We start from the raw sequence: 21,195 nt of genomic DNA on the forward strand, positions 1-21,195 counted from the left end.
TGTCCTGAGGCTCCGGCCACCGCTTAAGCCTGTGTCAGGCAGCCTGTCTCCCTGTCAAAACGACCGCTGTTTTAGATCCAATAAAAAAGCGGGCGCTGAACGCTGTACCGCCGCAATCGCGACAGTGCATTGTTCAGAACCCGCTTTTAAAGCTGAAAAACTATCAGGCGTAGCCGTAGCTCATCAGGCGCTGATAGCGACGATCCAGCAGTTCTTCTTTAGTCAGTTCATCCAGTTCGGCCAGGTCAGCCAGCAGCTGCGCCTTCATGGAAGCACCGATAGCCAGCGGATTGCGGTGCGCGCCGCCCAGTGGCTCCGGGATTACCGTATCGATCAGCTTCAGCTCTTTCAGGCGCGGTGCAATAATACCCATCGCTTCTGCAGCCAGCGGCGCTTTATCCGCGCTTTTCCACAGAATTGACGCACAGCCTTCCGGTGAAATCACCGAATAGGTGCTGTACTGCAGCATATTCACTTTATCGCCAACGCCAATCGCCAGCGCGCCGCCGGAACCACCTTCGCCGATAACGGTACAGATGACCGGCACGGTTAACCCGGACATCTCACGCAGGTTGCGTGCGATAGCCTCAGACTGTCCACGCTCTTCTGCACCCACGCCCGGATAAGCCCCCGGCGTATCGATAAAGGTGATGATCGGCATATTAAACCGCTCGGCCATCTCCATCAGACGCAGCGCTTTGCGATAGCCTTCCGGTGCCGGCATACCAAAGTTACGACGAATTTTCTCTTTGGTTTCGCGTCCTTTCTGATGACCAATGATCATCACCGGACGTCCTTCCAGACGAGCGATACCGCCAACAATGGCTTTATCATCCGCATAGGCACGGTCGCCTGCCAGCTCGTCAAAGTCGGTAAACACGTTGCGGACATAGTCCAGCGTGTACGGACGCAGAGGATGACGCGCCAGCTGCGCGATCTGCCATGCACCCAAATCGGAGAAGATTTTACGGGTCAGCTCAACGCTTTTTTCGCGCAGACGCTGAATCTCTTCATCCAGATTAATATCCAGTTTTTCATCCTGACGGCCAACCGACTTGAGCGAATCAATTTTCGCTTCAAGTTCTGCGATTGGCTGTTCGAAATCCAGGTAATTAAGACTCATAATATTCCTGTTTTAGTCAAACTCCAGTTCCACCTGCTCCGACCCTATCAGCGATCGCAGTTCATTTAATAAACGATCGCTGGGTGACACGCGCCACGCTGCGCCAAAGCGCAACTTCGCCCGCGCATCCTCTCTCTGATAATAGAGATGTACCGGAATAGTCCCCGAACGGTGAGGTTCAAGGGATTGCCGGAGACGGTTTAAAAGCTGGTCATCAATTTGCCTGTCCGTCAGCGAGATAGCAAGCCCGCGCGCATATTTTTCGCGAGCTTCATCAATGTCCATCACATCGCGAGCGGTCATTTTCAGGCCGCCGCTGAAGTCATCGAAGCTGACCTGTCCGCTGACGATCAGGATACGGTCTTTTTCCAGCAAATGCTGGAACTTATCAAGTGCATCGGTGAAGAGCATTACTTCCAGACGGCCTGAGCGGTCATCCAGCGTACAAATCCCGATGCGGTTACCACGCTTTGTTACCATTACGCGGGCCGCCACCACCAGACCAACAGCCATGGTCATCTTGCCACGTTCGGTCGGGTGCATGTCTTTCAGGCGCATTCCTCCAACGTAGCGCTCGATCTCTTTCAGATACTGATTAATCGGGTGCCCGGTTAAGTAAAGCCCTAAGGTTTCTCTTTCGCCATCCAGCCTGACCTGTTCCGGCCACGGCGTGACGTCAGCATAGGATTTTTCAATCTGCTCCGGCTCTTCTGCCAGCACGCCAAACATATCCGCCTGGCCGATGGCTTCTGCCTTCGCATGCTGATCTGCCGCTTTCAATGCATCGTTGAGCGCGCTCATTAATGCAGCACGATGCGGCCCAAGCCTGTCGAACGCGCCGGACATAATCAGCTTTTCCAGCACGCGGCGGTTCAGCTTTTTGGTATCGGTACGCGCACACAGATCGAACAGTTCCCGGAAATAACCGTCTTTATTACGCGCTTCCAGGATGGCTTCAATCGGGCCTTCGCCTACGCCTTTAATCGCGCCGATGCCGTAAACGATCTCGCCGTCATCATTAACGTGAAACGGATAAAGCCCGGAGTTGATATCCGGCGGCAGCACTTTCAGCCCCATCCGCCAGCATTCGTCTACCAGACCAACCACTTTCTCGGTGTTATCCATATCGGCAGTCATGACCGCAGCCATAAACTCAGCCGGATAGTGCGCTTTTAACCACAGCGTCTGATAGGAGACCAGCGCGTAGGCGGCGGAGTGCGATTTGTTAAAACCATAACCGGCGAATTTTTCTACCAGGTCAAAGATTTTAATCGCCAGCTCGCCGTCCACGCCGCGCGCCTTCGCGCCGTCTTCAAAACCGCCGCGCTGCTTGGCCATTTCGACCGGGTTCTTTTTACCCATCGCACGGCGCAACATATCCGCGCCGCCAAGGCTGTAGCCAGCCAGCACCTGAGCAATCTGCATCACCTGTTCCTGATACAGGATAATGCCGTAGGTCGGCTCCAGTACCGGCTTCAGTGACTCATGCTGCCACTGAATATCAGGATAGGAAATGGCTTCACGCCCGTGTTTACGGTCGATAAAGTTATCTACCATGCCCGATTGCAGCGGCCCCGGACGGAACAGCGCTACCAGCGCGATCATATCTTCAAAACAGTCCGGCTTCAGGCGCTTGATCAAATCTTTCATGCCGCGCGATTCAAGCTGGAATACCGCCGTGGTTTCCGAGCGCTGTAGCATATCGAAACTTTTTTTGTCATCAAGCGGAATCGCCGCGATATCGATTGGCGGCTCGCCGTGCTTTTTGCGGCGGGCATTAATCATCGCCAGCGCCCAGTCGATAATGGTCAGCGTACGCAGACCCAGGAAGTCGAACTTGACCAGACCGGCATATTCCACGTCATTCTTGTCGAACTGCGTCACCGGATGGTTGCCGTTTTCGTCGCAGTAAAGCGGCGCAAAATCGGTGATCTGCGTTGGCGCGATGACCACGCCACCCGCATGCTTACCGGCGTTACGCGTGACGCCTTCCAGCTTGCGTGCCATGTCGATCAGCGCTTTAACTTCCTCGTCGGCTTTGTAGATTTCCGGAAGCTGCGGCTCGGCGGCAAAGGCTTTTTCCAGCGTCATGCCCGGATCGGGCGGCACCAGCTTGGAGATACGATCGACAAATCCGTACGGATGCCCCAGTACGCGGCCCACGTCGCGAATTACCGCTTTCGCCGCCATCGTACCGAAAGTAATAATCTGCGATACCGCTTTCCGGCCGTACATTTCGGCGACGTGCTCGATCACCAGATCGCGTTTTTCCATGCAGAAGTCGACGTCAAAGTCAGGCATGGAGACACGTTCCGGGTTAAGGAAACGTTCAAACAGCAGGTCGAACTCCAGCGGATCGAGGTCGGTAATCTTCAGCGCATAGGCCACCAGCGACCCGGCGCCGGAGCCACGTCCTGGCCCGACCGGCACGTCGTTGTCTTTCGACCACTGGATAAACTCCATCACGATCAGGAAGTAGCCGGGGAAGCCCATCTGGTTAATAACGCCCAGCTCAATATCGAGGCGCTCGTCGTACTCAGGCCGTTTCTGCGCACGCTCTTCTGGATCGGGGAATAAAAATTCCAGACGCTCTTCCAGTCCCTCTTTCGACTTCATCACCAGAAAATCTTCGGTGGTCATGTCGCCAGTAGGAAACTGCGGCAGGAAGTATTCACCCAGGCGGATGGTGACGTTACAACGCTTAGCAATCTCTACGCTGTTGGCCAGCGCTTCAGGAATGTCTGAGAACAACTCACACATTTCTTCTTCGCTGCGCAGATATTGCTGAGGACTGTAGAGGCGCGGACGCTTGGGATCGTCCAGCGTAAAACCGTCGTGAATAGCCACGCGGATTTCGTGCGCGTCAAAATCGCCCTCTTCCAGGAAGCAGACTTCGTTGGTGGCCACCACCGGCACGCCCTCGGCAATCGCCAGCTCAACGGCGGCATGCAGCCAGGACTCTTCGTCAGGACGACCAGTACGGCTTAGCTCAAGGTAGTAGCGGTTGGGGAAATACTGCTGGTAAAACGCCAGGCATTCGGCCACCAGCGTTTGGTTGCCGCGCAGCTGCATCTTGCCCACGTCACCGCGACGACCGCCGGAAAGCAGGATCAGGCCCTCGTTCAGCTCAATCAGCCAGTCGCGATCGATAACGGGGCCGGCCGCGCCATAGCCACGCTGATAGGCGCGGGAAATCAGCAGGGTAAGATTTTGATAGCCGGTATTAGTCGCTGCCAGCACGGTAAGCTGCGAAAGCTCATCGCCCATCGCCTCGCTGGCAACGTTAAAGTCCGCGCCGATAATCGGCTTGATACCCTGCCCGTGCGCCGTTCCGTAAAACTTCACCAGCCCGCAAAGGTTGGTGAAATCGGTGATCGCTATTGCGGGCATGCCCATCGCGGCCGCTTTTTTCACCAGCGGGGCAGTCTTGGCTAGTCCATCTACCATGGAATAGTCGCTGTGTACGCGTAAATGAATAAAACGAGGTTCGGCCATCTTTAATCCTGCTGAAAACTAACTGTGAACGCGGGCAAGAACTTCTGCATCCAGCAGCGCATTGCGCACCGGCGCGAAGCTGCGGCGATGATGCGGCGTGGCACCATGGAGCGCCAGCTTTGCCATATGCAGCGCTGTAGGATAGCCCTTGTGTTGGGCAAAACCATATTCCGGGAACAGCAGATCCAGCTCCGCCATCTCGCGATCGCGCGTTACCTTGGCAATGATCGACGCGGCGCTGATTTCCGCGACCAGGCTATCGCCTTTTACCACTGCCTGAGAAGGCATTGGCAGTGCCGGACAGCGGTTGCCGTCAATCAGCACAAAATCTGGCGTAATGGCCAGGCCCGCCACCGCTCGCTGCATGGCCAGCATGGTGGCATGCAGAATATTGAGCTGGTCGATCTCTTCCGGCTCTGCGCGGCCCAGACTCCAGCTCAACGCTTTCTCTTTGATCTCGTCAAACAGCGCCAGACGGCGTTTTTCCGACAGCTTTTTTGAGTCGGCCAGGCCAATAATTGGCTTTGCGGGATCGAGGATCACCGCAGCGGTAACGACCGCCCCCACCAGCGGGCCGCGCCCTACTTCATCCACGCCGGCAATCAACGCGGCCTGAGGATAGATAAAACTCATTTACATAGCTCCAGTACGGCCGTGGCAGCCTGTTCGTCCGCATTCCAGCGGATCTGGTGGTGCAGCTCGGCAAAGGTTGCCAATAGCTGGTCACGGGTGTCGCCTTTTGCCAGCAGCGGCTCCAGCGCGGCAGCCAGCTGCTCTGGCTGGCATTCGTCCTGCAGTAGCTCTTTCACCAGCTCGCGTCCGGCCAGCAGGTTGGGCAGAGAAACGTAGTCAGTTTTTACCAGCCGCTTCGCCAGCCAGAAGGTAAACGGCTTCATCCGGTAGCCTACGACCATTGGACATTTTGCCAGCATACATTCCAGCGCAGCCGTACCGGAAGCCAGCAGCGCCGCGTCGCTGGCAACCATCGCCTGACGTCCTTTGCCATCCAGTAAATGCACGGGTAAATCGGGGGCGACTTCAGCCTTAATTTTTTCAAACTGCTCGCGGCGGCGTGGATTGACCAGCGGCACCACGATTTCGAGATCGGGCCATTTTTTGCGGAGCAAAATCGCCGTTTTCAGAAAGTCCGCGCTCAGCATTTCTACTTCTGCATTGCGGCTGCCTGGCAGCAGAGCCAGACAAGGGACGTTATCCGCAATACCCAGCTCCCGGCGAGCGGCGCTTTTGTCCGGCTCAATCGGCATCGCATCGGCCATTGTATGACCAATAAAGCGGCAGGGAACGTTATAGCGATCGTAGAAAGCTTTTTCAAAAGGTAAAAACGCCAGCACCAGATCGGTAGCACGGCCAATTTTGAAAACGCGCTTTTGACGCCACGCCCAGACGGAAGGGCTGACGTAATGAATAGTACGGATACCACGCGCTTTCAGCCGACCTTCCAGCGTGATATTGAAATCTGGCGCATCAATGCCGACGAAAACATCGGGTTTGAGCTCGCTAAACCTTTGCGTTAAATCGCGGCGGATTTTTAACAGACGCGGCAGCCTTTCCAGCACTTCCACCACGCCCATTACCGCCAGCTCTTCCATTTCATACCAGGCTTCGCAGCCTTCAGCCTGCATCAGCGGCCCCGCAACGCCAACGAAACGCGTATCGGGATGCTTTTCTTTCAGCGCGCGGATCAGGCCGGCACCAAGAATATCGCCGGAGGTTTCTCCGGCGACCAGGGCTATCGTTAAAGGTTTTGGCATGCGTTAACGAATCAGGCCCCGCGTAGAGCGGGCAAAGAAATCAAAGAAAGGCTGCACTTCAGGATGCTCGCGAGCGATGTCGGCGATTTCCGGCTTCGCTTCATCCAGCGTTTTACCGCTGCGGTACAACACTTTGTAAGCGTTACGGATCGCGTGTAGCGCTTCTTTGCTGAAGCCGCGACGCTGCAGGCCAACCAGGTTGATACCAAATGGCGTGGCGTGATTTCCCTGCGCAATAACAAAAGGAGGAACGTCCTGTGCAACGCCGGAACAGCCGCCAACCATGACGTGTGCGCCAATGATGCAGAATTGATGAACTGCCGTCATCCCGCCAATAATAGCGAAGTCATCCACGGTAACGTGACCGCCAAGCGTAGCATTGTTGGCCAGAATGCAGCGATCGCCGATAATGCAGTCGTGTGCGACATGCACGTTAACCATCAGCAGGTTATCGCTGCCGATTTTGGTCAGGCCGTCGGCCTGTGAAGTGCCACGATGAATCGTTACGCTTTCACGAATGCTGTTGCGATCGCCAACTTCTACGCGAGTAGGTTCACCCGCATATTTCAAATCCTGGTTAACTTCACCAATGGTCGCGAACTGGTAAATCGTATTGTCTTTACCAATTTTGGTATGGCCGTTGATGACCACGTGCGACTTCAGCACGGTGCCTTCGCCAATTTCAACGTTCGCGCCGATAAAGCAGAACGGGCCAATATGAACGCGAGCGCCAATAACGGCACCCTCTTCAATTACAGAGCTGGGATGGATCACAGCAGTTTCATCAATCACGAATTACGCCTCCCGGCTGCGGGCACACATCATGGTTGCTTCGCAGACAATTTTACCGTCAACGGTCGCCACGCCTTTAAAGCGGGTCAAACCCCGGCGGGTTTTCTCGAAGGTGACTTCCATAATCATCTGATCGCCTGGGACAACCGGACGCTTGAAGCGGGCTTCATCAATACCAGCAAAGTAGTAAAGTTCGCCTGGTTCCAGCTTACCTACGCTTTTAAACGCCAGAATACCGGTCGCCTGCGCCATGGCTTCTAAAATCAGCACGCCTGGAAAAATCGGTTTACCAGGGAAATGGCCCTGGAAAAACGGTTCGTTGACCGATACGTTCTTGACCGCGCGTAAAAACTTGTGCTCTTCAAATTCAAGTACGCGATCGACCAGCAGAAACGGATAGCGGTGCGGCAGCAGTTCAATAATCTCTTCAATTTTCAGAGTATGAGTTTCAGTAGTCAAAATACTCTTCCTGTCCTAAAAAATTCTGATGGCATCAATAACACGGCCTGCAACGAAAGTGTCGTTCGCAGGCCGCAAATCAGTTTCCGTGCCCCAGCCTTCCATGCTTAGCATTCTTTTTATATTCCGCTTCAGGGCGAAATAGTGAAGGCTGGTCGACCGCTGGTAAGGCGCCTAGTCCTTGTGGACTTTGCGCTCGATGGCTTTTAAGCGCTTGCTCATTTCATCGATATTCATTACCAGCGCGGCGGTCTTGCGCCAGTTTTTGTTGGGCTGCAGCGGAATTCCGGAGGAGTATACCCCAGGTTCGGTAATTGGTCTCATGACCATTCCCATTCCCGTTACCGTCACTTTGTCACAAATTTCCATATGGCCATTAATGACGCTGGCACCGCCAATCATGCAGTAGCGGCCGATTTTCAGGCTGCCCGCCATGATCACGCCGCCCGCCACCGCGGTATTGTCGCCAATCACCACGTTGTGTGCAATCTGGCACTGGTTGTCAATGATAACACCATTCCCGATCTGAGTGTTATCCAACGCGCCGCGATCGATGGTAGTACAGGCACCGATTTCAACACGATCGCCAATAATCACCGTGCCAAGCTGGGGGATTTTCACCCAGTTGCCGCGATCGTTAGCGTAACCGAATCCGTCCGCGCCGATGACGGTGCCGGACTGGATCAGGCAATTTTCACCGATTTGCACTTCGTGATAAACAGAAACGTTGGCCCACAGGCGAGTTCCCGCACCGATGCGGCTATTTTTTCCAACAAAGCAGCCAGCGCCAATGACCACGTTATCGCCCAGCGTGACGCCGGATTCGATAACGGCGTTAGCGCCGATTGCCACGTTGTTGCCCAGCGTCGCAGCGGCATCAATAACCGCGCTCGGCGCGATATTGGCAGCAGGCTGCGGCGTGGTATCAAGAATTTGCGCCATACGCGCATAGGTCAGATAAGGATCTTTTACGACCAGTGCAGAGCCCTGGAAGTAGTCAAGATCAGCAGCCAGTAACACTACGGCTGATGCCTTACAGGCAGCAAGCTGATCGCGGTAACGACTGTTAGAGAGAAACGTGATTTGGCCGGCCTGGGCGGAGTGCATAGAAGCAATGCCGGAGATGACGATATCGCCATCTCCGTGCAAATCTGCATCCAACTGCTGGGCTAAATCAGCCAGTCGAATTGAAGACATTGATTATTTAACCTGTTTCAGTACATCAGCAGTGATGTCTTTAGATGAGCTGGCGTACGCTACAGCGTTAGCGTCAACAACGACGTCGTAACCTTCGTCAGCCGCAACTTTCTTCACTGCATCCTGAATACGGCTCAGGATTTTGTTACGCTCTTCTGCCTGGCGACGACGGTTATCCTGCTCGAAAGCCTGCGCTTTGCTGGAGAAGGTTTCACGCTGCGCCATCACGTCTTTTTCCAGACGGCTGCGCTCGCTTGCTTTCATGGTAGAACCATCGCGCTGTAGACGCTGCATTTTGGTTTGCAGATCGCGCTCCATGCCCTGCAGCTCAGTTGCCCGGCCTTTGAACTCATTTTCAAGCTGTTTCGCAACTGTCGCACGCGCCGGTAACTGTTGGAAAATGCTGGAAACGTTTACCACTGCAATTTTGTCAGCGGCCTGAGCACCGGCGGAAACCGCCAGAGCGAGAGAGAGGCCTGCGGCACACAACAACTTTTTCACTATAAACTCCTTACCATCAACGTTTGTGTCAAAGACACATGTGTTGCGCGTTAAGGCAGCCGGAGCTGCCCGTGAACGGCGCGATACTCGCGGTGCAACACCGCGAGCGTTGAGAAAAGTCAGACTTCTCTTTTCTCAAAGTTTGCCAGCCGCGGCAGTTTACCAGGTTTTACCGATATTAAACTGGAACTGCTCGGCTTTGTCTCCATCGTACTTCTTGAACGGCTGGGCGTAAGAGAACACCAGCGGCCCCAGCGGCGACATCCATTGTAGTGCCAGACCAGCCGACATACGAATGTTGCCCGGATCGCTATAGTCCGGAATACCTGCCGCGCGCGTTTCCGCCGTATTTTCCCATGCGGTATCCCATACGGTACCGGCATCGACAAACAGCGAGGTACGTACGGAATTTGCATATTTTTCGCTCAGGAACGGCGTTGGCGTAATCAGCTCGGCGCTGGCTGTAGCCATCGCGTTACCGCCCACCGCATCGCTTGAGTCACACAGCGTACCGGTTGAGCAGGTGCTTGAACCGTTATTGTAGTAAGCCGCTTTTGGACCAATGGTATTGGAGCGGAAACCACGTACGGTGCTGGAACCACCGGCGTAGAAGTTCTCGTAGAACGGCAGCTCTTTGCCATTCAGGCCATCACCGTAACCAACCTTACCGCGACCCAACAGCACCCAGGTACGATCCTGGTTGAGCGGTACGTACTGCTGCGTATCCAGCGTCGCTTTGTAGAAGGCGTTATCCGAACCAGGAATCGTTACTTTACCATTCAGGTTGGTGCGGTTACCGGAAGTTGGGAAGAAGCCGCGGTCCAGCGTGTTGTACGTCCAGCCGTAGTTAAACGTGAAGTCGTCAGCTGAATAGCTGGCGTTCTTATCGAAACTCGGGTTCTGTCCTACAGATTGCAGATAGCGGAACATCGCGATCTGCGGCTGAATGTGGGACAGGTCGTTATGCACGTAACCCAGACCCACGCGCAGCGTGTTGTTTTCGTTAACCGGGAAGCCCAGCGTACCGTCTGTACCGTAACTTCTGTTGGTATAGTCGGAAAGATCTGCATCATCTGCTTTAAAATCGTTGTAGAAGATGCGGCCGCCCAGGCTGACGCCGTCGACCGTAAAGTACGGATCGGTCAGCGAGAACTCAGCATAGGTCTGGTAGTCGTTTTTGGTGCCGCTGATGCCAACGGTGTTACCCGTGCCCAGCCAGTTATCCTGGGTCACACCAACCTGGAAGCTAACGCCGCTTTCGGTGCCGTAACCTACGCCAAAGTTAAAGGTACCGGTATTACGTTCCTTAACTTTATAAACCACATCAACCTGGTCAGGCGAGCCCGGTACGCGCTGCGTATCGGTATCAACCGTTTCGAAATAACCGGTACGGTTCAGACGCTCTTTACCCTGCTCAACCAGATCGCTGCCCAGCCATGCGCCTTCCATCTGGCGCATTTCGCGGCGCAGCACGGAATCTTTTGAGGTATCGTTGCCTTCAAAACGGACTTTACGTACGTAGTAACGGTTGCCCGCATCAACGTTGACGTGCAGCTTAACGGTTTTATCCGCATCGTTGATTTCCGGCTGCGTTACCACGCGCGGATAGGCATAGCCATAGCGACCAAACATCTTCTTGATGTCGTCTTCCATTTTGGTGACTTTGGCACCGTTATAGAGTTCGCCCGGCTGGATTTTAGTCAGAGACTCAACTTCCGCCGAATGGCCCGCCATGCTGCCGTTCACCACTACGCTTGAAAGCTTGTACTTATCGCCTTCGGTAATGTTAATGGTGATGTAGATGCCTTTTTTGTCCGGCGTCAGGCTGACCTGCGTCGAATCAATATTAAAGCGCGCATAGCCGCGATCCAGATAGAAGCTGCGCAGCGTCTCTAAGTCGCCAGCCAGCTTTTGCTTCTGATATTTGCGATCGCCAACCAGGTTCCACCACGGCACTTCATCACGCAGCTGGAAGCGAGAGATCAGTTCGTCGGAACTGAACGCTTTGTTGCCGACAACGTTAATCTGCTGGATTTTAGCGGAAACGCCTTCGGTAAAGACCAGTTTAAGATCGACACGGTTACGCGGCAGTGGCGTAACAACCGCTTTCACGCTGGCGCTGTATTTACCCACGCTGTAGTAGAAATCTTCCAGCCCTTTCTCGATAGTCGAGATGGTGGTGCGATCCAGTGCTTCGCCCACGCGCACGCCAGAAGCCTCAAGGTTCTGCTTGAGCATGTCGTCCTTCACCGCCTTGTTGCCGGAGAAGGTGATGCTGGCAATGGTCGGGCGCTCTTTCACCTGCACGATTAGCGTATTGCCGTCTCGCAGAACCTGAACATCCTCAAAGTTCCCGGTCGCGAAAAGAGCGCGAATGGTATTACTGATATCATCATCGGAGACGGTATCTCCCACGCGGACAGGCATACTGAGCAATGCCGCCCCGACGGCGACTCGCTGCAGGCCTTCGAAATGGATATCCTTCACCACGAAGCCGTCTGCCGCGTATACGGTGGCGCTGCTAAACAGCAGCGACGCTATGAGCAACTTTTTCATCGCCATCGTTGTTATGCATTCTTCCTAACTGGTTCTCGCATCAAACGGTCAGGCCGTTAAAGACGCGAGAAATCATTGAATAGTGCAAGCCCCATTAACAGCACCAGCAAAACAGAGCCAATGCGATAACTGAAGTCCTGAACTCGCTCAGACACCGGCCCACCTTTGATCTTTTCGATCGCCAGAAACAGCAAATGTCCACCATCTAGTACCGGCAAGGGGAACAGATTGATAATTCCAAGGTTCACGCTGATTAAAGCGAGGAACATCAGATAATAAATCAAGCCATATTCCGCCGACATCCCAGCACCCTGGGCGATTGAAATCGGCCCGCTGAGATTGTTCAACTTCACTTCGCCGACAATCAGCTTGCCCAGCATCGTTACCGTCAGCTTCATTAGCTGCCAGGTTTTCGCGCTGGCCTCACCAACGGCCGCAAACGGTCCATACTGGCGTACCGTTTTGTATTCATCCGGCAGAGGAATAATACGCGGGATTACGCCCGCAAAGCCTTCTGCTTTATTTCCCGGTCTTGCGTCCGGCGTCAACGTCAAGCTTACAGGGCTGCCCTGACGCTCGACCTCAACCGCCAGCGGTTGACCAGGATTATCGCGAACCAATGTGACAAACTGCTGCCACTGGTCCAGCGGCTGACCATCGACTTTAACGATCCTGTCACCTGCTTGCAAACCTGCTTTGGCCGCCGCCGAGTTGGTCTGGATTTCAGCCAGCACGGTTTCTACCTGCGGCCCGCGTGGCCGAATGCCCAGCGAAGCGACCGGATCCTGCCTGTCAGGCTCAAAATGCCAGTTGCGCAAATCGAGCCGGACGTCACGAACCTGAGCAGTGCCAAACGGCGCCACGCTGAGCGTAGTCTGCTGGTCGCCAATTTTAGTTACCAGCGCCATACGCACAGCTTCCCAGTCAGGCGTTTCGATGCCGTCAACGGCCTTAAGTTCCATTCCTGGCGTAATTTGCGCTTCTGCAGCCTGCGAACCGCTTACTATTTCGCCAACTACCGGGCGAACACCCGGTACGCCGATAATAAAAACGAGCCAGTAAGCCACGATAGCGAACAGGAAATTGGCCAGCGGCCCGGCGCTGATAATCGCCGCGCGTTGCAGCACGGTTTTATTATTGAAGGAGAGATGGCGGAGTTCAGGCGGGACGCTTTCGACGCGTTCATCCAGCATCTTAACGTAGCCGCCCAGCGGGATCAGCGCGATGACATACTCGGTACCCTGGCGATCGCGGCGTCGCCACAGCGCTTTGCCAAAGCCAACGGAGAACCGCTCTACCTTGACGCCGCAGCGGCGAGCCACCCAGAAATGCCCAAATTCGTGCACGGTTATCAGAATACCCAGCGCAACGATAAAAGCGCCAAGGCTCCAGAGTATACTCAACATAAAGTCCCTTATAGCGTGCCGAACACCAGCAGCAGCAGGCAGGCAAACACCGGCACCGCCGCCGTCAGGCTATCGATACGATCCAATATCCCACCGTGGCCAGGAATAAGCTGGCCGCTGTCTTTGATGCCTGCTTCGCGCTTGAACATACTTTCGGTCAAATCGCCTAACACGGATGCCAGCGCCGCGACGAGAGAGCAGGTTAGCAGAACACCGGGCGAAATGCTCAACGGTGCCCACAGGCCGAACAGCCAGGCGATAACGGCTGAAGTGACGAGACCGCCAAAAAAACCTTCCCAGGTTTTTCCTGGCGATACTTTCGGCGCCAGTTTGTGCTTGCCGAACAGGCGGCCAAACATATACGCGCCCGAATCTGCACCCCATACCAGAAGCATGACGTACAGCAGCCACCAGGCACCACTAAAGTGGTCAGTTTCATAATGGTACTGGCGCAGCGCCACCATACCCCAGAAAAACGGCACGATAGTTAATACGCCAAACAGCAGGCGCAACACGCGAGAGCGACGCCATAGCGCCGCAGAACCAGGATAGGTTAGCACCAGCAACAGCGCCGCAATCCACCAGACCAGGGCCGCCCATAGCGAACCGGCAATCTGCGTCAAATGAACGGAATGATGATAGGCAGGAAGGGTAAACATCATCACAGCAAGCAGCAGCCCGCACAGGACGGCCAGCCAGACGCGCTGCGAGCGCGAGGCCAGGCCAGCGAACTGTCCCCATTCCCAGGCCGCCAACATGCAGACGGCCAGCGTGACAATAGCAAATCCGGGAGGCGGCAGCAGAAACAGCGCTGCAATCACGATCGGAATGAGTATTAATGCGGTAATCAGGCGTGACTTCAGCAAAGATTACCTCCAGTGCGCTCAGGCGCCGCCGGGTGCTGCACCGCCAAAGCGGCGCTCTCGTTGTGCAAACGCATTCAGTGCACCTTCAAAAACTTGTTCATCAAAATCAGGCCAGAGAACATCGGTAAAAAAGAACTCCGCATAGGCAACCTGCCACAGCAAAAAGTTACTGATTCGATGCTCTCCCCCTGTCCTTATTACCAGATCCACCGGCGCCAGGTCATTGAGACAAAGGTACTGACCGAGATTTTCTTCCTCGATCTGGTCTGGACGAATCAGACCTTCCTGCACCTGCTCTGCGATTTTCCTGACACCATGAATAATATCCCAACGTCCGCCATAATTCGCGGCAATGTTCAGGGTGAGTCCATTATTTTGCTGAGTAAGTTCCTCGGCACGGCGAATACGTTCCTGTAAACGGGCGTTAAAGCGGCCGGTATCGCCAATGATCCGCAGGCGAACATTATGCTTATGGAGGCTTTTTACCTCACTGTCCAGCGCCCAGACAAACAGTTCCATCAACGCCATCACTTCTTGTGGCGGACGATTCCAGTTTTCGCTGCTGAAAGCATACAGGGTAAGCGCGTCCAGCTTATTGCTGACGGCAAAGCTGACGGCACGACGGACCGATTTTACACCCGCCTTATGCCCCGTAATGCGCATTTTGCCCTGGTTTTTGGCCCAGCGGCCATTGCCATCCATAATGATGGCCACATGACGGGGATGTTCACCCTGCTGGTCATCGGTTTTTATTTGATTTTCGGACGACATAACGCGTAATTATTTCCTTTAATCAGAAATACAATGGTTTCTGAAATACCTTACCTGCTCGACGTAAACAGCCGTATCCTTCACGGCAATGGCAACCAGTTTGTGGCTACTACGCTATACAGGCGGCCGAAGATTGTACCATCTCCGCCCTCACCTCACAAATGGACGCTACCCGTACCAGAAAAACGCGACAGGCATGTTTGTGCCGCTTCTCGCGCCTGGCGATCGATATCCAACACGGCCTCTACGCTTGCTGGCTCACGACAGGAAAGCATTTCCAGCACGCTCATATTTACGCTGGCAATATCCGTAAAGCGGATCTGCTTAGCCAGGAAAGCCGCCACGGCAATTTCATTCGCGGCGTTCAGTGCTGTAGTAGCCGCCTGGCCCGTTTTGCAGGCGTCGATAGCGAGCTTTAAACAGGGATAGCGCACATAGTCTGGCTCAGCGAAGGTCATTGCGCCCATGCGGGTAAAATCCAGCGGCTTTGCACCGGACTGCACGCGCTGCGGCCATGCCATAACATGAGCAATCGGCGTACGCATATCTGGCGAACCCAGCTGCGCCAGTACGCTGCCGTCACGGTAACGAACCATTGAGTGGATAACAGACTGCGGATGCAGGATCACTTCCATTTGCGCGTCGGTAGCGTTAAACAACCAGCGGGCTTCGATATATTCCAGACCTTTATTCATCATGGTGGCCGAATCGACGGAAATTTTTCGTCCCATCGTCCAGTTCGGATGCGCGCAGGCCTGGTCTGGCGTCATTGTTGCCAGCTCGGCTAACGGCGTTTCGCGAAAAGGGCCACCCGATCCCGTAAGGATAATGCTTTCAATGCCATTATCCCGCAGAGAAGCGTATCCTAACTGGCGCTGGAGGGAAGCGGGCAAACTCTGAAAAATGGCATTATGTTCGCTGTCGACCGGGAGAAGCTGCGCCTTATACTGGCTGACGGCCTCCATAAATAGCTGGCCGCATGTGACCAGCGACTCTTTATTGGCCAGCAGCACCTGTTTACCGGCGCGAATGGCCGCCAGCGTTGGCAACAGTCCCGCCGCGCCAACAATTGCTGCCATCACCTGATCCACATCGTCCAGGGCAGCCAGTTCACAGGCTGCTTTTTCACCGCTCATGACTTCCGTCGCAACATTTAAATCCGCCAGCTTCAGGCGCAACGCAGCGGCAGAAGCCTCGTCGGCCATGGCTGCGTAAGCGGGCCGGAAAATATGGCACTGTTCAGCCATCAGCTCAACGTTGTGACCGGCAACTAACGCCTTAACGGCAAACAGTTCGGGATTCGCTTTAATCACGGCCAGCGTGCTGGTGCCGATAGAACCGGTGGAACCAAGAATGGTCAGTTGCTTCATGAGGATGCTCTGTGTAGTAGCCCGCGAGAGCGACTCGCCAGGCAAAGGAATAAATGCAAAACGCCGTAAGACTGCCCGATAAAAGCGGCAATCTGTACGGCGTTAAGTCACGATACCGATCGACTCAGAAGTCCATCAGTTCCGCTTCTTTTTCTGCCAGCGCGGCATCAACTTTCTTGATGAACACGTCGGTCATTTTTTGAATATCATCCTGAGAACGACGCTCTTCGTCTTCGCTGATCTCTTTGTCTTTCAACAGAGCTTTCACTTTGTCGTTAGCATCACGGCGTACGTTGCGCACGGAAACGCGCCCCTGCTCCGCTTCGCCACGAACGATTTTAATCAGGTCTTTACGACGCTCTTCCGTCAGCGCTGGCAGCGGAACGCGGATATCGCTGCCCGCCGAGCTTGGGTTCAGGCCCAGGTCAGAAGCCATAATGGCTTTTTCTACCGCTGCGCTGATTGAACGGTCAAATACGTTGATTTTCAGTGTACGGGAATCTTCAACCGTGACGCTTGCCAGCTGGCGCAGCGGCGTGGAAGAACCGTAGTAATCAACCATAATGCCATCAAGAATACTTGGCGAAGCGCGGCCGGTACGGATTTTGCTGATGTGGTTTTTAAACGCTTCCAGGCATTTGTCCATGCGCGTTTCGGCATCTTTTCTGATTTCGTTAATCACGTTGTAACCCTTGGATTCTGGTTAACCTGCCAGGCTCTGCGACCAGAGCCCGTTTTAAGTCATAATATGGGTGCGTTCAGCACTATGAAGGCAGAATATACCTTATTTTACGCGCTAACAGATATTATTGCGTAATCAGGGTGCCTTCTTTTTCGCCCATCACTACACGGCGCAGCGCGCCCGGCTTGTTCATGTTGAACACGCGAATCGGCAGTTTATGGTCACGAGCCAGCGTAAAGGCGGCCAGATCCATCACTTTCAGTTCACGTTCCAGCACTTCGGTGTAGCTCAGCTGATCGTACAGGGTAGCGTCCGGATTTTTGACCGGATCTTCAGAGTAGACGCCGTCTACTTTGGTTGCTTTCAGTACGACGTCAGCTTCAATCTCAATACCACGCAGGCAGGCTGCTGAGTCGGTAGTAAAGAATGGGTTGCCGGTTCCCGCAGAGAAAATCACCACGCGGTTGTTACGCAGCAGGCTGATGGCCTCTGCCCAGCTGTAGTTATCACAGACGCCGTTCAATGGAATAGCTGACATCAGGCGAGCGTTGACGTAGGCACGATGCAGCGCATCACGCATGGCCAGTCCGTTCATTACGGTCGCCAGCATGCCCATGTGGTCACCCACAACGCGATTCATGCCGGCCTGCGCCAGACCTGCGCCACGGAACAGATTACCACCACCGATAACCACACCCACCTGAATGCCCAGCTCTACCAGTTCCTTCACTTCCTGAGCCATACGATCCAGCACGCTTGCATCGATACCGAAGCCTTCGGCACCTTGCAGGGCTTCGCCGCTCAGTTTTAGCAGGATACGTTGATAAACAGGTTTTGCATTGGTCGCCATGGTTTTTTTTCCTGGAAGATGTCTGTCGATGTGAGGAGTTAAATCTGCACTATCATCCCGCGGGCATTGAAAAAATACTATTGGGATGAGGCTGAAAATTGCCTGAGAAGGCAGATAAAAAAGAACCGCCGGTTGGCGGTTCTTTTCAAGCGATTAAGACTGCTTGGACATTGCCGCAACTTCTGCAGCGAAATCTGTTTCAGCTTTCTCAATACCTTCGCCCACTTCAAAGCGGATGAAGTTAACGACGTCAGCACCCTGCTCTTTCAGCAGCTGGCCAACGGTTTTAGACGGGTCGATAACGAAAGGCTGACCGGTCAGAGAAACTTCGCCGGTGAATTTCTTCATGCGGCCTTCAACCATTTTCTCTGCGATTTCTTTCGGCTTGCCGGACTGCATAGCGATGTCCAGCTGAACCTGGTACTCTTTTTCTACTACTTCAGCAGAAACGTCTTCTGGCTTAACAAACTCAGGCTTGCTTGCAGCAACGTGCATAGCCAGCTGCTTAACCAGCTCTTCGTTAGCGCCGGTTGCAGAGATCAGTACGCCGATACGCGCGCCGTGCAGGTAGCTGCCCAGCACGTCGCCTTCCAGGGAAGCTACGCGACGGATGTTGATGTTCTCACCGATTTTAGCAACCAGTGCAACGCGCTCTTCTTCGAACTGTGCTTTCAGCACTTCGACATCAGTGATTTTGCCGGCAACAGCCGCGTCCAGCACTTTGTCAGCGAACGCCTGGAAACCGCCATCTTTAGCAACGAAGTCGGTCTGGCAGTTAACTTCCAGGATCACGCCGTAGTTGCCGTCGATTTTGGTTTTGATCACGCCGTCAGCAGCTACGTTGCCTGCTTTTTTCGCCGCTTTGATCGCGCCAGATTTACGCATGTTTTCGATGGCCAGCTCGATGTCGCCGCTAGCTTCAGTCAGCGCTTTCTTACAATCCATCATGCCAGCGCCAGTGCGCTCGCGCAGTTCTTTTACCAGAGCAGCAGTAATTTCAGCCATTCTCTAATCCTCGGTTAGCTCAGCACCTGCCCGGTTCGCCGGATGGCGCCACGACAGATACCTGTTTCTCGGGAGAAATATTGCCCCGCCGATGGGTCACCAGCGGCAAAGCGAATTCAAAATAAAGGGGCCAATCAAGGCCCCTTACAGATTAACATCTGATTTTACCCTGACGGGTATAAGGGCTCTCTGTGGAGCAAACCTTATTACTCAGCTTCAGCGAAGCTTTCTTCAGCCTGCTGAGCCAGGTCCTGAGAGCGACCTTCACGCACGGTGGTAGCCACAGCGGTCAGGTACAGGCTTACAGCACGGATTGCATCGTCGTTGCCTGGGATGATGTAGTCAACGCCGTCTGGATCAGAGTTAGTATCAACGATAGCGAACACCGGGATACCCAGGTTGTTAGCTTCTTTGATTGCGATGTGCTCGTGGTCAGCATCAACAACGAACAGCGCGTCTGGCAGGCCGCCCATGTCTTTGATACCGCCCAGGCTGTTTTCCAGCTTGGCCAGCTCACGATTACGCATCAGCGCTTCTTTCTTGGTCAGTTTATCAAACGTACCGTCCTGAGACTGAGTTTCCAGATCTTTCAGACGCTTGATGGACTGACGAACGGTTTTCCAGTTAGTCAGCATGCCACCCAACCAGCGGTGGTTAACGAAGAACTGATCGCAGCTCAGAGCGTGCTCTTTTACCGCTTCGCTTGCAGCGCGCTTGGTACCAACAAACAGGATCTTACCTTTACGGGAAGAGATCTTGGTCAATTCAGCCAGAGCTTCGTTGAACATTGGTACGGTTTTTTCAAGGTTGATGATGTGAACTTTGTTACGAGCGCCGAAAATGAATGGCTTCATTTTTGGGTTCCAGTAACGGGTCTGGTGACCGAAGTGTACACCAGCCTTGAGCATGTCGCGCATGGAAACAGTTGCCATGATTACCTCTGTAAATTGATTGGGGTTAAGCCTCCATGTATCCCATACGACCGACCTCGCAGACTGCTTGCGCAGTGATTAAGGCACCCCGGCGTATGTGTCGATACATGTGTGTTATTTACACATAGTGAGATTTATGCGTTTCTCTGCAAACTTTCCCACAGAGAATCGTCGGCGCGCTTTATACCATAAAGCTGCCCGTGAAGCCAATGATTGTTAGCTATCCGTCCCCTGCCGCAAACTGCAATTGGCAGCAGCAAGGTGGGCTGCTAACATTGCTGCACTTCCTTTATTATTGTCGAAAATAGCGACAGCTGCGGACTAAATTAATGGCAATTACAATCAAAACCCCTGAAGAAATCGCAAAAATGCGCGTCGCCGGACGCCTGGCGGCCGAAGTGCTGGAAATGATCGAAGAGCACGTTAAACCCGGCGTCAGCACCGGCGAGCTTGACCGTTTGTGCCACGATTACATCGTTAACACCCAGAAAGCGGTGTCGGCCAGCCTTGGCTATCACGGTTTTCCTAAATCGGTCTGTATTTCAGTCAACGAAGTTGTTTGCCACGGTATCCCGAGTGACGAGAAAATCCTGAAAGATGGAGATATCGTGAACATCGACGTGACCGTCATTAAAGATGAATATCATGGCGACACGTCAAAAATGTATATCGCGGGCAAGCCGACTATTCAGGGCGAACGTCTGTGCCGCGTAACGCAGGAAAGCCTTTACCTGGCACTGCGCATGGTCAAACCGGGTATTCGACTGCGCACCATTGGCCGTGAAATCCAGAAATTTGTTGAAGCACAGGATTTCTCTGTGGTTCGTGAGTATTGCGGACACGGCATTGGGAAAGGCTTCCACGAGGAGCCTCAGGTGCTGCATTACGATGCGGATGATGGCGGCGTAGTGCTGCAGGCCGGTATGGCTTTTACCATTGAGCCAATGGTTAACGCAGGCGATTACCGCATTCGCAGCATGAAAGATGGCTGGACGGTAAAGACCAAAGATCGCAGCCTCTCTGCACAATATGAGCACACTATCGTGGTTACGGAAGACGGCTGCGAAATTATGACGCTGCGCAAAGACGATACCATTCCGGCTATTCTGACTGCCGACGCTTAATTCTCTTCCTTGCCAAACCCGGCGGCCATTCCGCTGTCGGGTTTTAACAACGCATCAACTCTGCTGCTACTGGTTTATCTGGCCCGCCCGTGCGTCCACACTGCAAAAGCATCACGTTAAACGCATTATGGAATCGGATTTTTCTGCCCATTCCAACGCCCGCTTTCCGTTAAAAAGGCAGCTTTTGCGTGATATGCCGCATTTCCTTACCGAAAGCGAAATCAGCCGGTCCTTTTCGATAGACATCAACAGGCGTTTGGTTATAAATTGCACGGACCATAAAGAGTGTAAGGG

18 protein-coding genes are annotated in these 21,195 nt (G+C 53.9%); 1 reads left to right on the plus strand and 17 read right to left on the minus strand.

Annotated features, from left to right (window positions below; all coding sequences use genetic code 11):
* Nucleotides 1-163: 163 nt before the first annotated feature.
* The 17 genes from accA to rpsB all read right to left on the minus strand — a co-directional run bounded on the left by accA (nucleotide 164) and on the right by rpsB (nucleotide 19,777).
* Nucleotides 164-1,123, minus strand: a complete 960-nt coding sequence (gene accA / locus ACMGGR_RS16685; protein ID WP_246758305.1) for an acetyl-CoA carboxylase carboxyl transferase subunit alpha — start codon at nucleotides 1,121-1,123, stop codon at nucleotides 164-166.
* Nucleotides 1,124-1,135: 12 nt separating this feature from the next.
* Nucleotides 1,136-4,618: a DNA polymerase III subunit alpha gene (gene dnaE, locus ACMGGR_RS16690; RefSeq protein ID WP_414147379.1), complete on the minus strand. Its 3,483-nt coding sequence runs from the start codon at nucleotides 4,616-4,618 to the stop codon at nucleotides 1,136-1,138.
* Between the two features lie 18 nt (nucleotides 4,619-4,636).
* The gene (gene rnhB, locus ACMGGR_RS16695) at nucleotides 4,637-5,251 is read right to left on the minus strand and encodes a ribonuclease HII (RefSeq protein WP_246758302.1); all 615 of its coding nucleotides are present in this window, start codon (nucleotides 5,249-5,251) and stop codon (nucleotides 4,637-4,639) included.
* On the minus strand, nucleotides 5,248-6,390 hold the full coding sequence (gene lpxB / locus ACMGGR_RS16700) for a lipid-A-disaccharide synthase (RefSeq protein WP_414147380.1): 1,143 nt from the start codon (nucleotides 6,388-6,390) through the stop codon (nucleotides 5,248-5,250). The genes rnhB and lpxB overlap by 4 nt, the downstream gene beginning before the upstream one ends.
* Before the next feature lie 3 nt (nucleotides 6,391-6,393).
* A complete protein-coding gene (lpxA, locus tag ACMGGR_RS16705) occupies nucleotides 6,394-7,182 on the minus strand; it encodes an acyl-ACP--UDP-N-acetylglucosamine O-acyltransferase (RefSeq protein WP_246758300.1) in 789 nt (262 codons plus the stop codon).
* A gap of 3 nt (nucleotides 7,183-7,185) precedes the next feature.
* On the minus strand, nucleotides 7,186-7,641 hold the full coding sequence (gene fabZ, locus ACMGGR_RS16710; RefSeq protein WP_024965665.1) for a 3-hydroxyacyl-ACP dehydratase FabZ: 456 nt from the start codon (nucleotides 7,639-7,641) through the stop codon (nucleotides 7,186-7,188).
* Between the two features lie 174 nt (nucleotides 7,642-7,815).
* Nucleotides 7,816-8,838 carry a UDP-3-O-(3-hydroxymyristoyl)glucosamine N-acyltransferase gene (lpxD, locus tag ACMGGR_RS16715; RefSeq protein WP_246758298.1) on the minus strand — a complete coding sequence of 341 codons (1,023 nt, stop codon included), beginning with the start codon at nucleotides 8,836-8,838 and terminating at the stop codon, nucleotides 7,816-7,818.
* A 3-nt stretch (nucleotides 8,839-8,841) separates the two neighbouring features.
* On the minus strand, nucleotides 8,842-9,339 hold the full coding sequence (gene skp / locus ACMGGR_RS16720; protein WP_125289099.1) for a molecular chaperone Skp: 498 nt from the start codon (nucleotides 9,337-9,339) through the stop codon (nucleotides 8,842-8,844).
* A gap of 159 nt (nucleotides 9,340-9,498) precedes the next feature.
* Complete coding sequence (gene bamA / locus ACMGGR_RS16725) at nucleotides 9,499-11,901, minus strand: outer membrane protein assembly factor BamA (RefSeq protein ID WP_246758297.1); 2,403 nt, start codon at nucleotides 11,899-11,901, stop codon at nucleotides 9,499-9,501.
* Between the two features lie 50 nt (nucleotides 11,902-11,951).
* Nucleotides 11,952-13,301 carry a sigma E protease regulator RseP gene (gene rseP, locus ACMGGR_RS16730; RefSeq protein ID WP_246758296.1) on the minus strand — a complete coding sequence of 450 codons (1,350 nt, stop codon included), beginning with the start codon at nucleotides 13,299-13,301 and terminating at the stop codon, nucleotides 11,952-11,954.
* 8 nt (nucleotides 13,302-13,309) lie between these two features.
* The gene (gene cdsA, locus ACMGGR_RS16735) at nucleotides 13,310-14,167 is read right to left on the minus strand and encodes a phosphatidate cytidylyltransferase (RefSeq protein WP_246758295.1); all 858 of its coding nucleotides are present in this window, start codon (nucleotides 14,165-14,167) and stop codon (nucleotides 13,310-13,312) included.
* Nucleotides 14,168-14,185: 18 nt separating this feature from the next.
* On the minus strand, nucleotides 14,186-14,938 hold the full coding sequence (gene ispU, locus ACMGGR_RS16740) for a (2E,6E)-farnesyl-diphosphate-specific ditrans,polycis-undecaprenyl-diphosphate synthase (protein WP_246758294.1): 753 nt from the start codon (nucleotides 14,936-14,938) through the stop codon (nucleotides 14,186-14,188).
* 155 nt (nucleotides 14,939-15,093) lie between these two features.
* On the minus strand, nucleotides 15,094-16,308 hold the full coding sequence (gene ispC, locus ACMGGR_RS16745; RefSeq protein WP_414147381.1) for a 1-deoxy-D-xylulose-5-phosphate reductoisomerase: 1,215 nt from the start codon (nucleotides 16,306-16,308) through the stop codon (nucleotides 15,094-15,096).
* 124 nt (nucleotides 16,309-16,432) lie between these two features.
* Nucleotides 16,433-16,990 (minus strand): ribosome recycling factor, encoded by a 558-nt coding sequence (gene frr / locus ACMGGR_RS16750; RefSeq protein ID WP_246758290.1) that lies wholly within the window; start codon nucleotides 16,988-16,990, stop codon nucleotides 16,433-16,435.
* A 124-nt stretch (nucleotides 16,991-17,114) separates the two neighbouring features.
* Entirely contained in the window at nucleotides 17,115-17,840 is a 726-nt protein-coding gene (pyrH, locus tag ACMGGR_RS16755; protein WP_246758288.1) for a UMP kinase, read from the minus strand.
* 153 nt (nucleotides 17,841-17,993) lie between these two features.
* Nucleotides 17,994-18,845 (minus strand): translation elongation factor Ts, encoded by an 852-nt coding sequence (tsf, locus tag ACMGGR_RS16760; RefSeq protein ID WP_246758287.1) that lies wholly within the window; start codon nucleotides 18,843-18,845, stop codon nucleotides 17,994-17,996.
* 206 nt (nucleotides 18,846-19,051) lie between these two features.
* Entirely contained in the window at nucleotides 19,052-19,777 is a 726-nt protein-coding gene (gene rpsB, locus ACMGGR_RS16765) for a 30S ribosomal protein S2 (RefSeq protein ID WP_158781750.1), read from the minus strand.
* 329 nt (nucleotides 19,778-20,106) lie between these two features.
* Between rpsB and map the strand changes: the two genes are divergently transcribed.
* Nucleotides 20,107-20,901, plus strand: coding sequence for a type I methionyl aminopeptidase (gene map, locus ACMGGR_RS16770; RefSeq protein ID WP_246758286.1), 795 nt, complete (start codon nucleotides 20,107-20,109; stop codon nucleotides 20,899-20,901).
* The last annotated feature ends 294 nt before the right edge of the window (nucleotides 20,902-21,195 follow it).

Source organism: Erwinia sp. BNK-24-b (assembly GCF_047456155.1).
In the GTDB taxonomy this organism is placed as follows: domain Bacteria; phylum Pseudomonadota; class Gammaproteobacteria; order Enterobacterales; family Enterobacteriaceae; genus Erwinia; species Erwinia phyllosphaerae.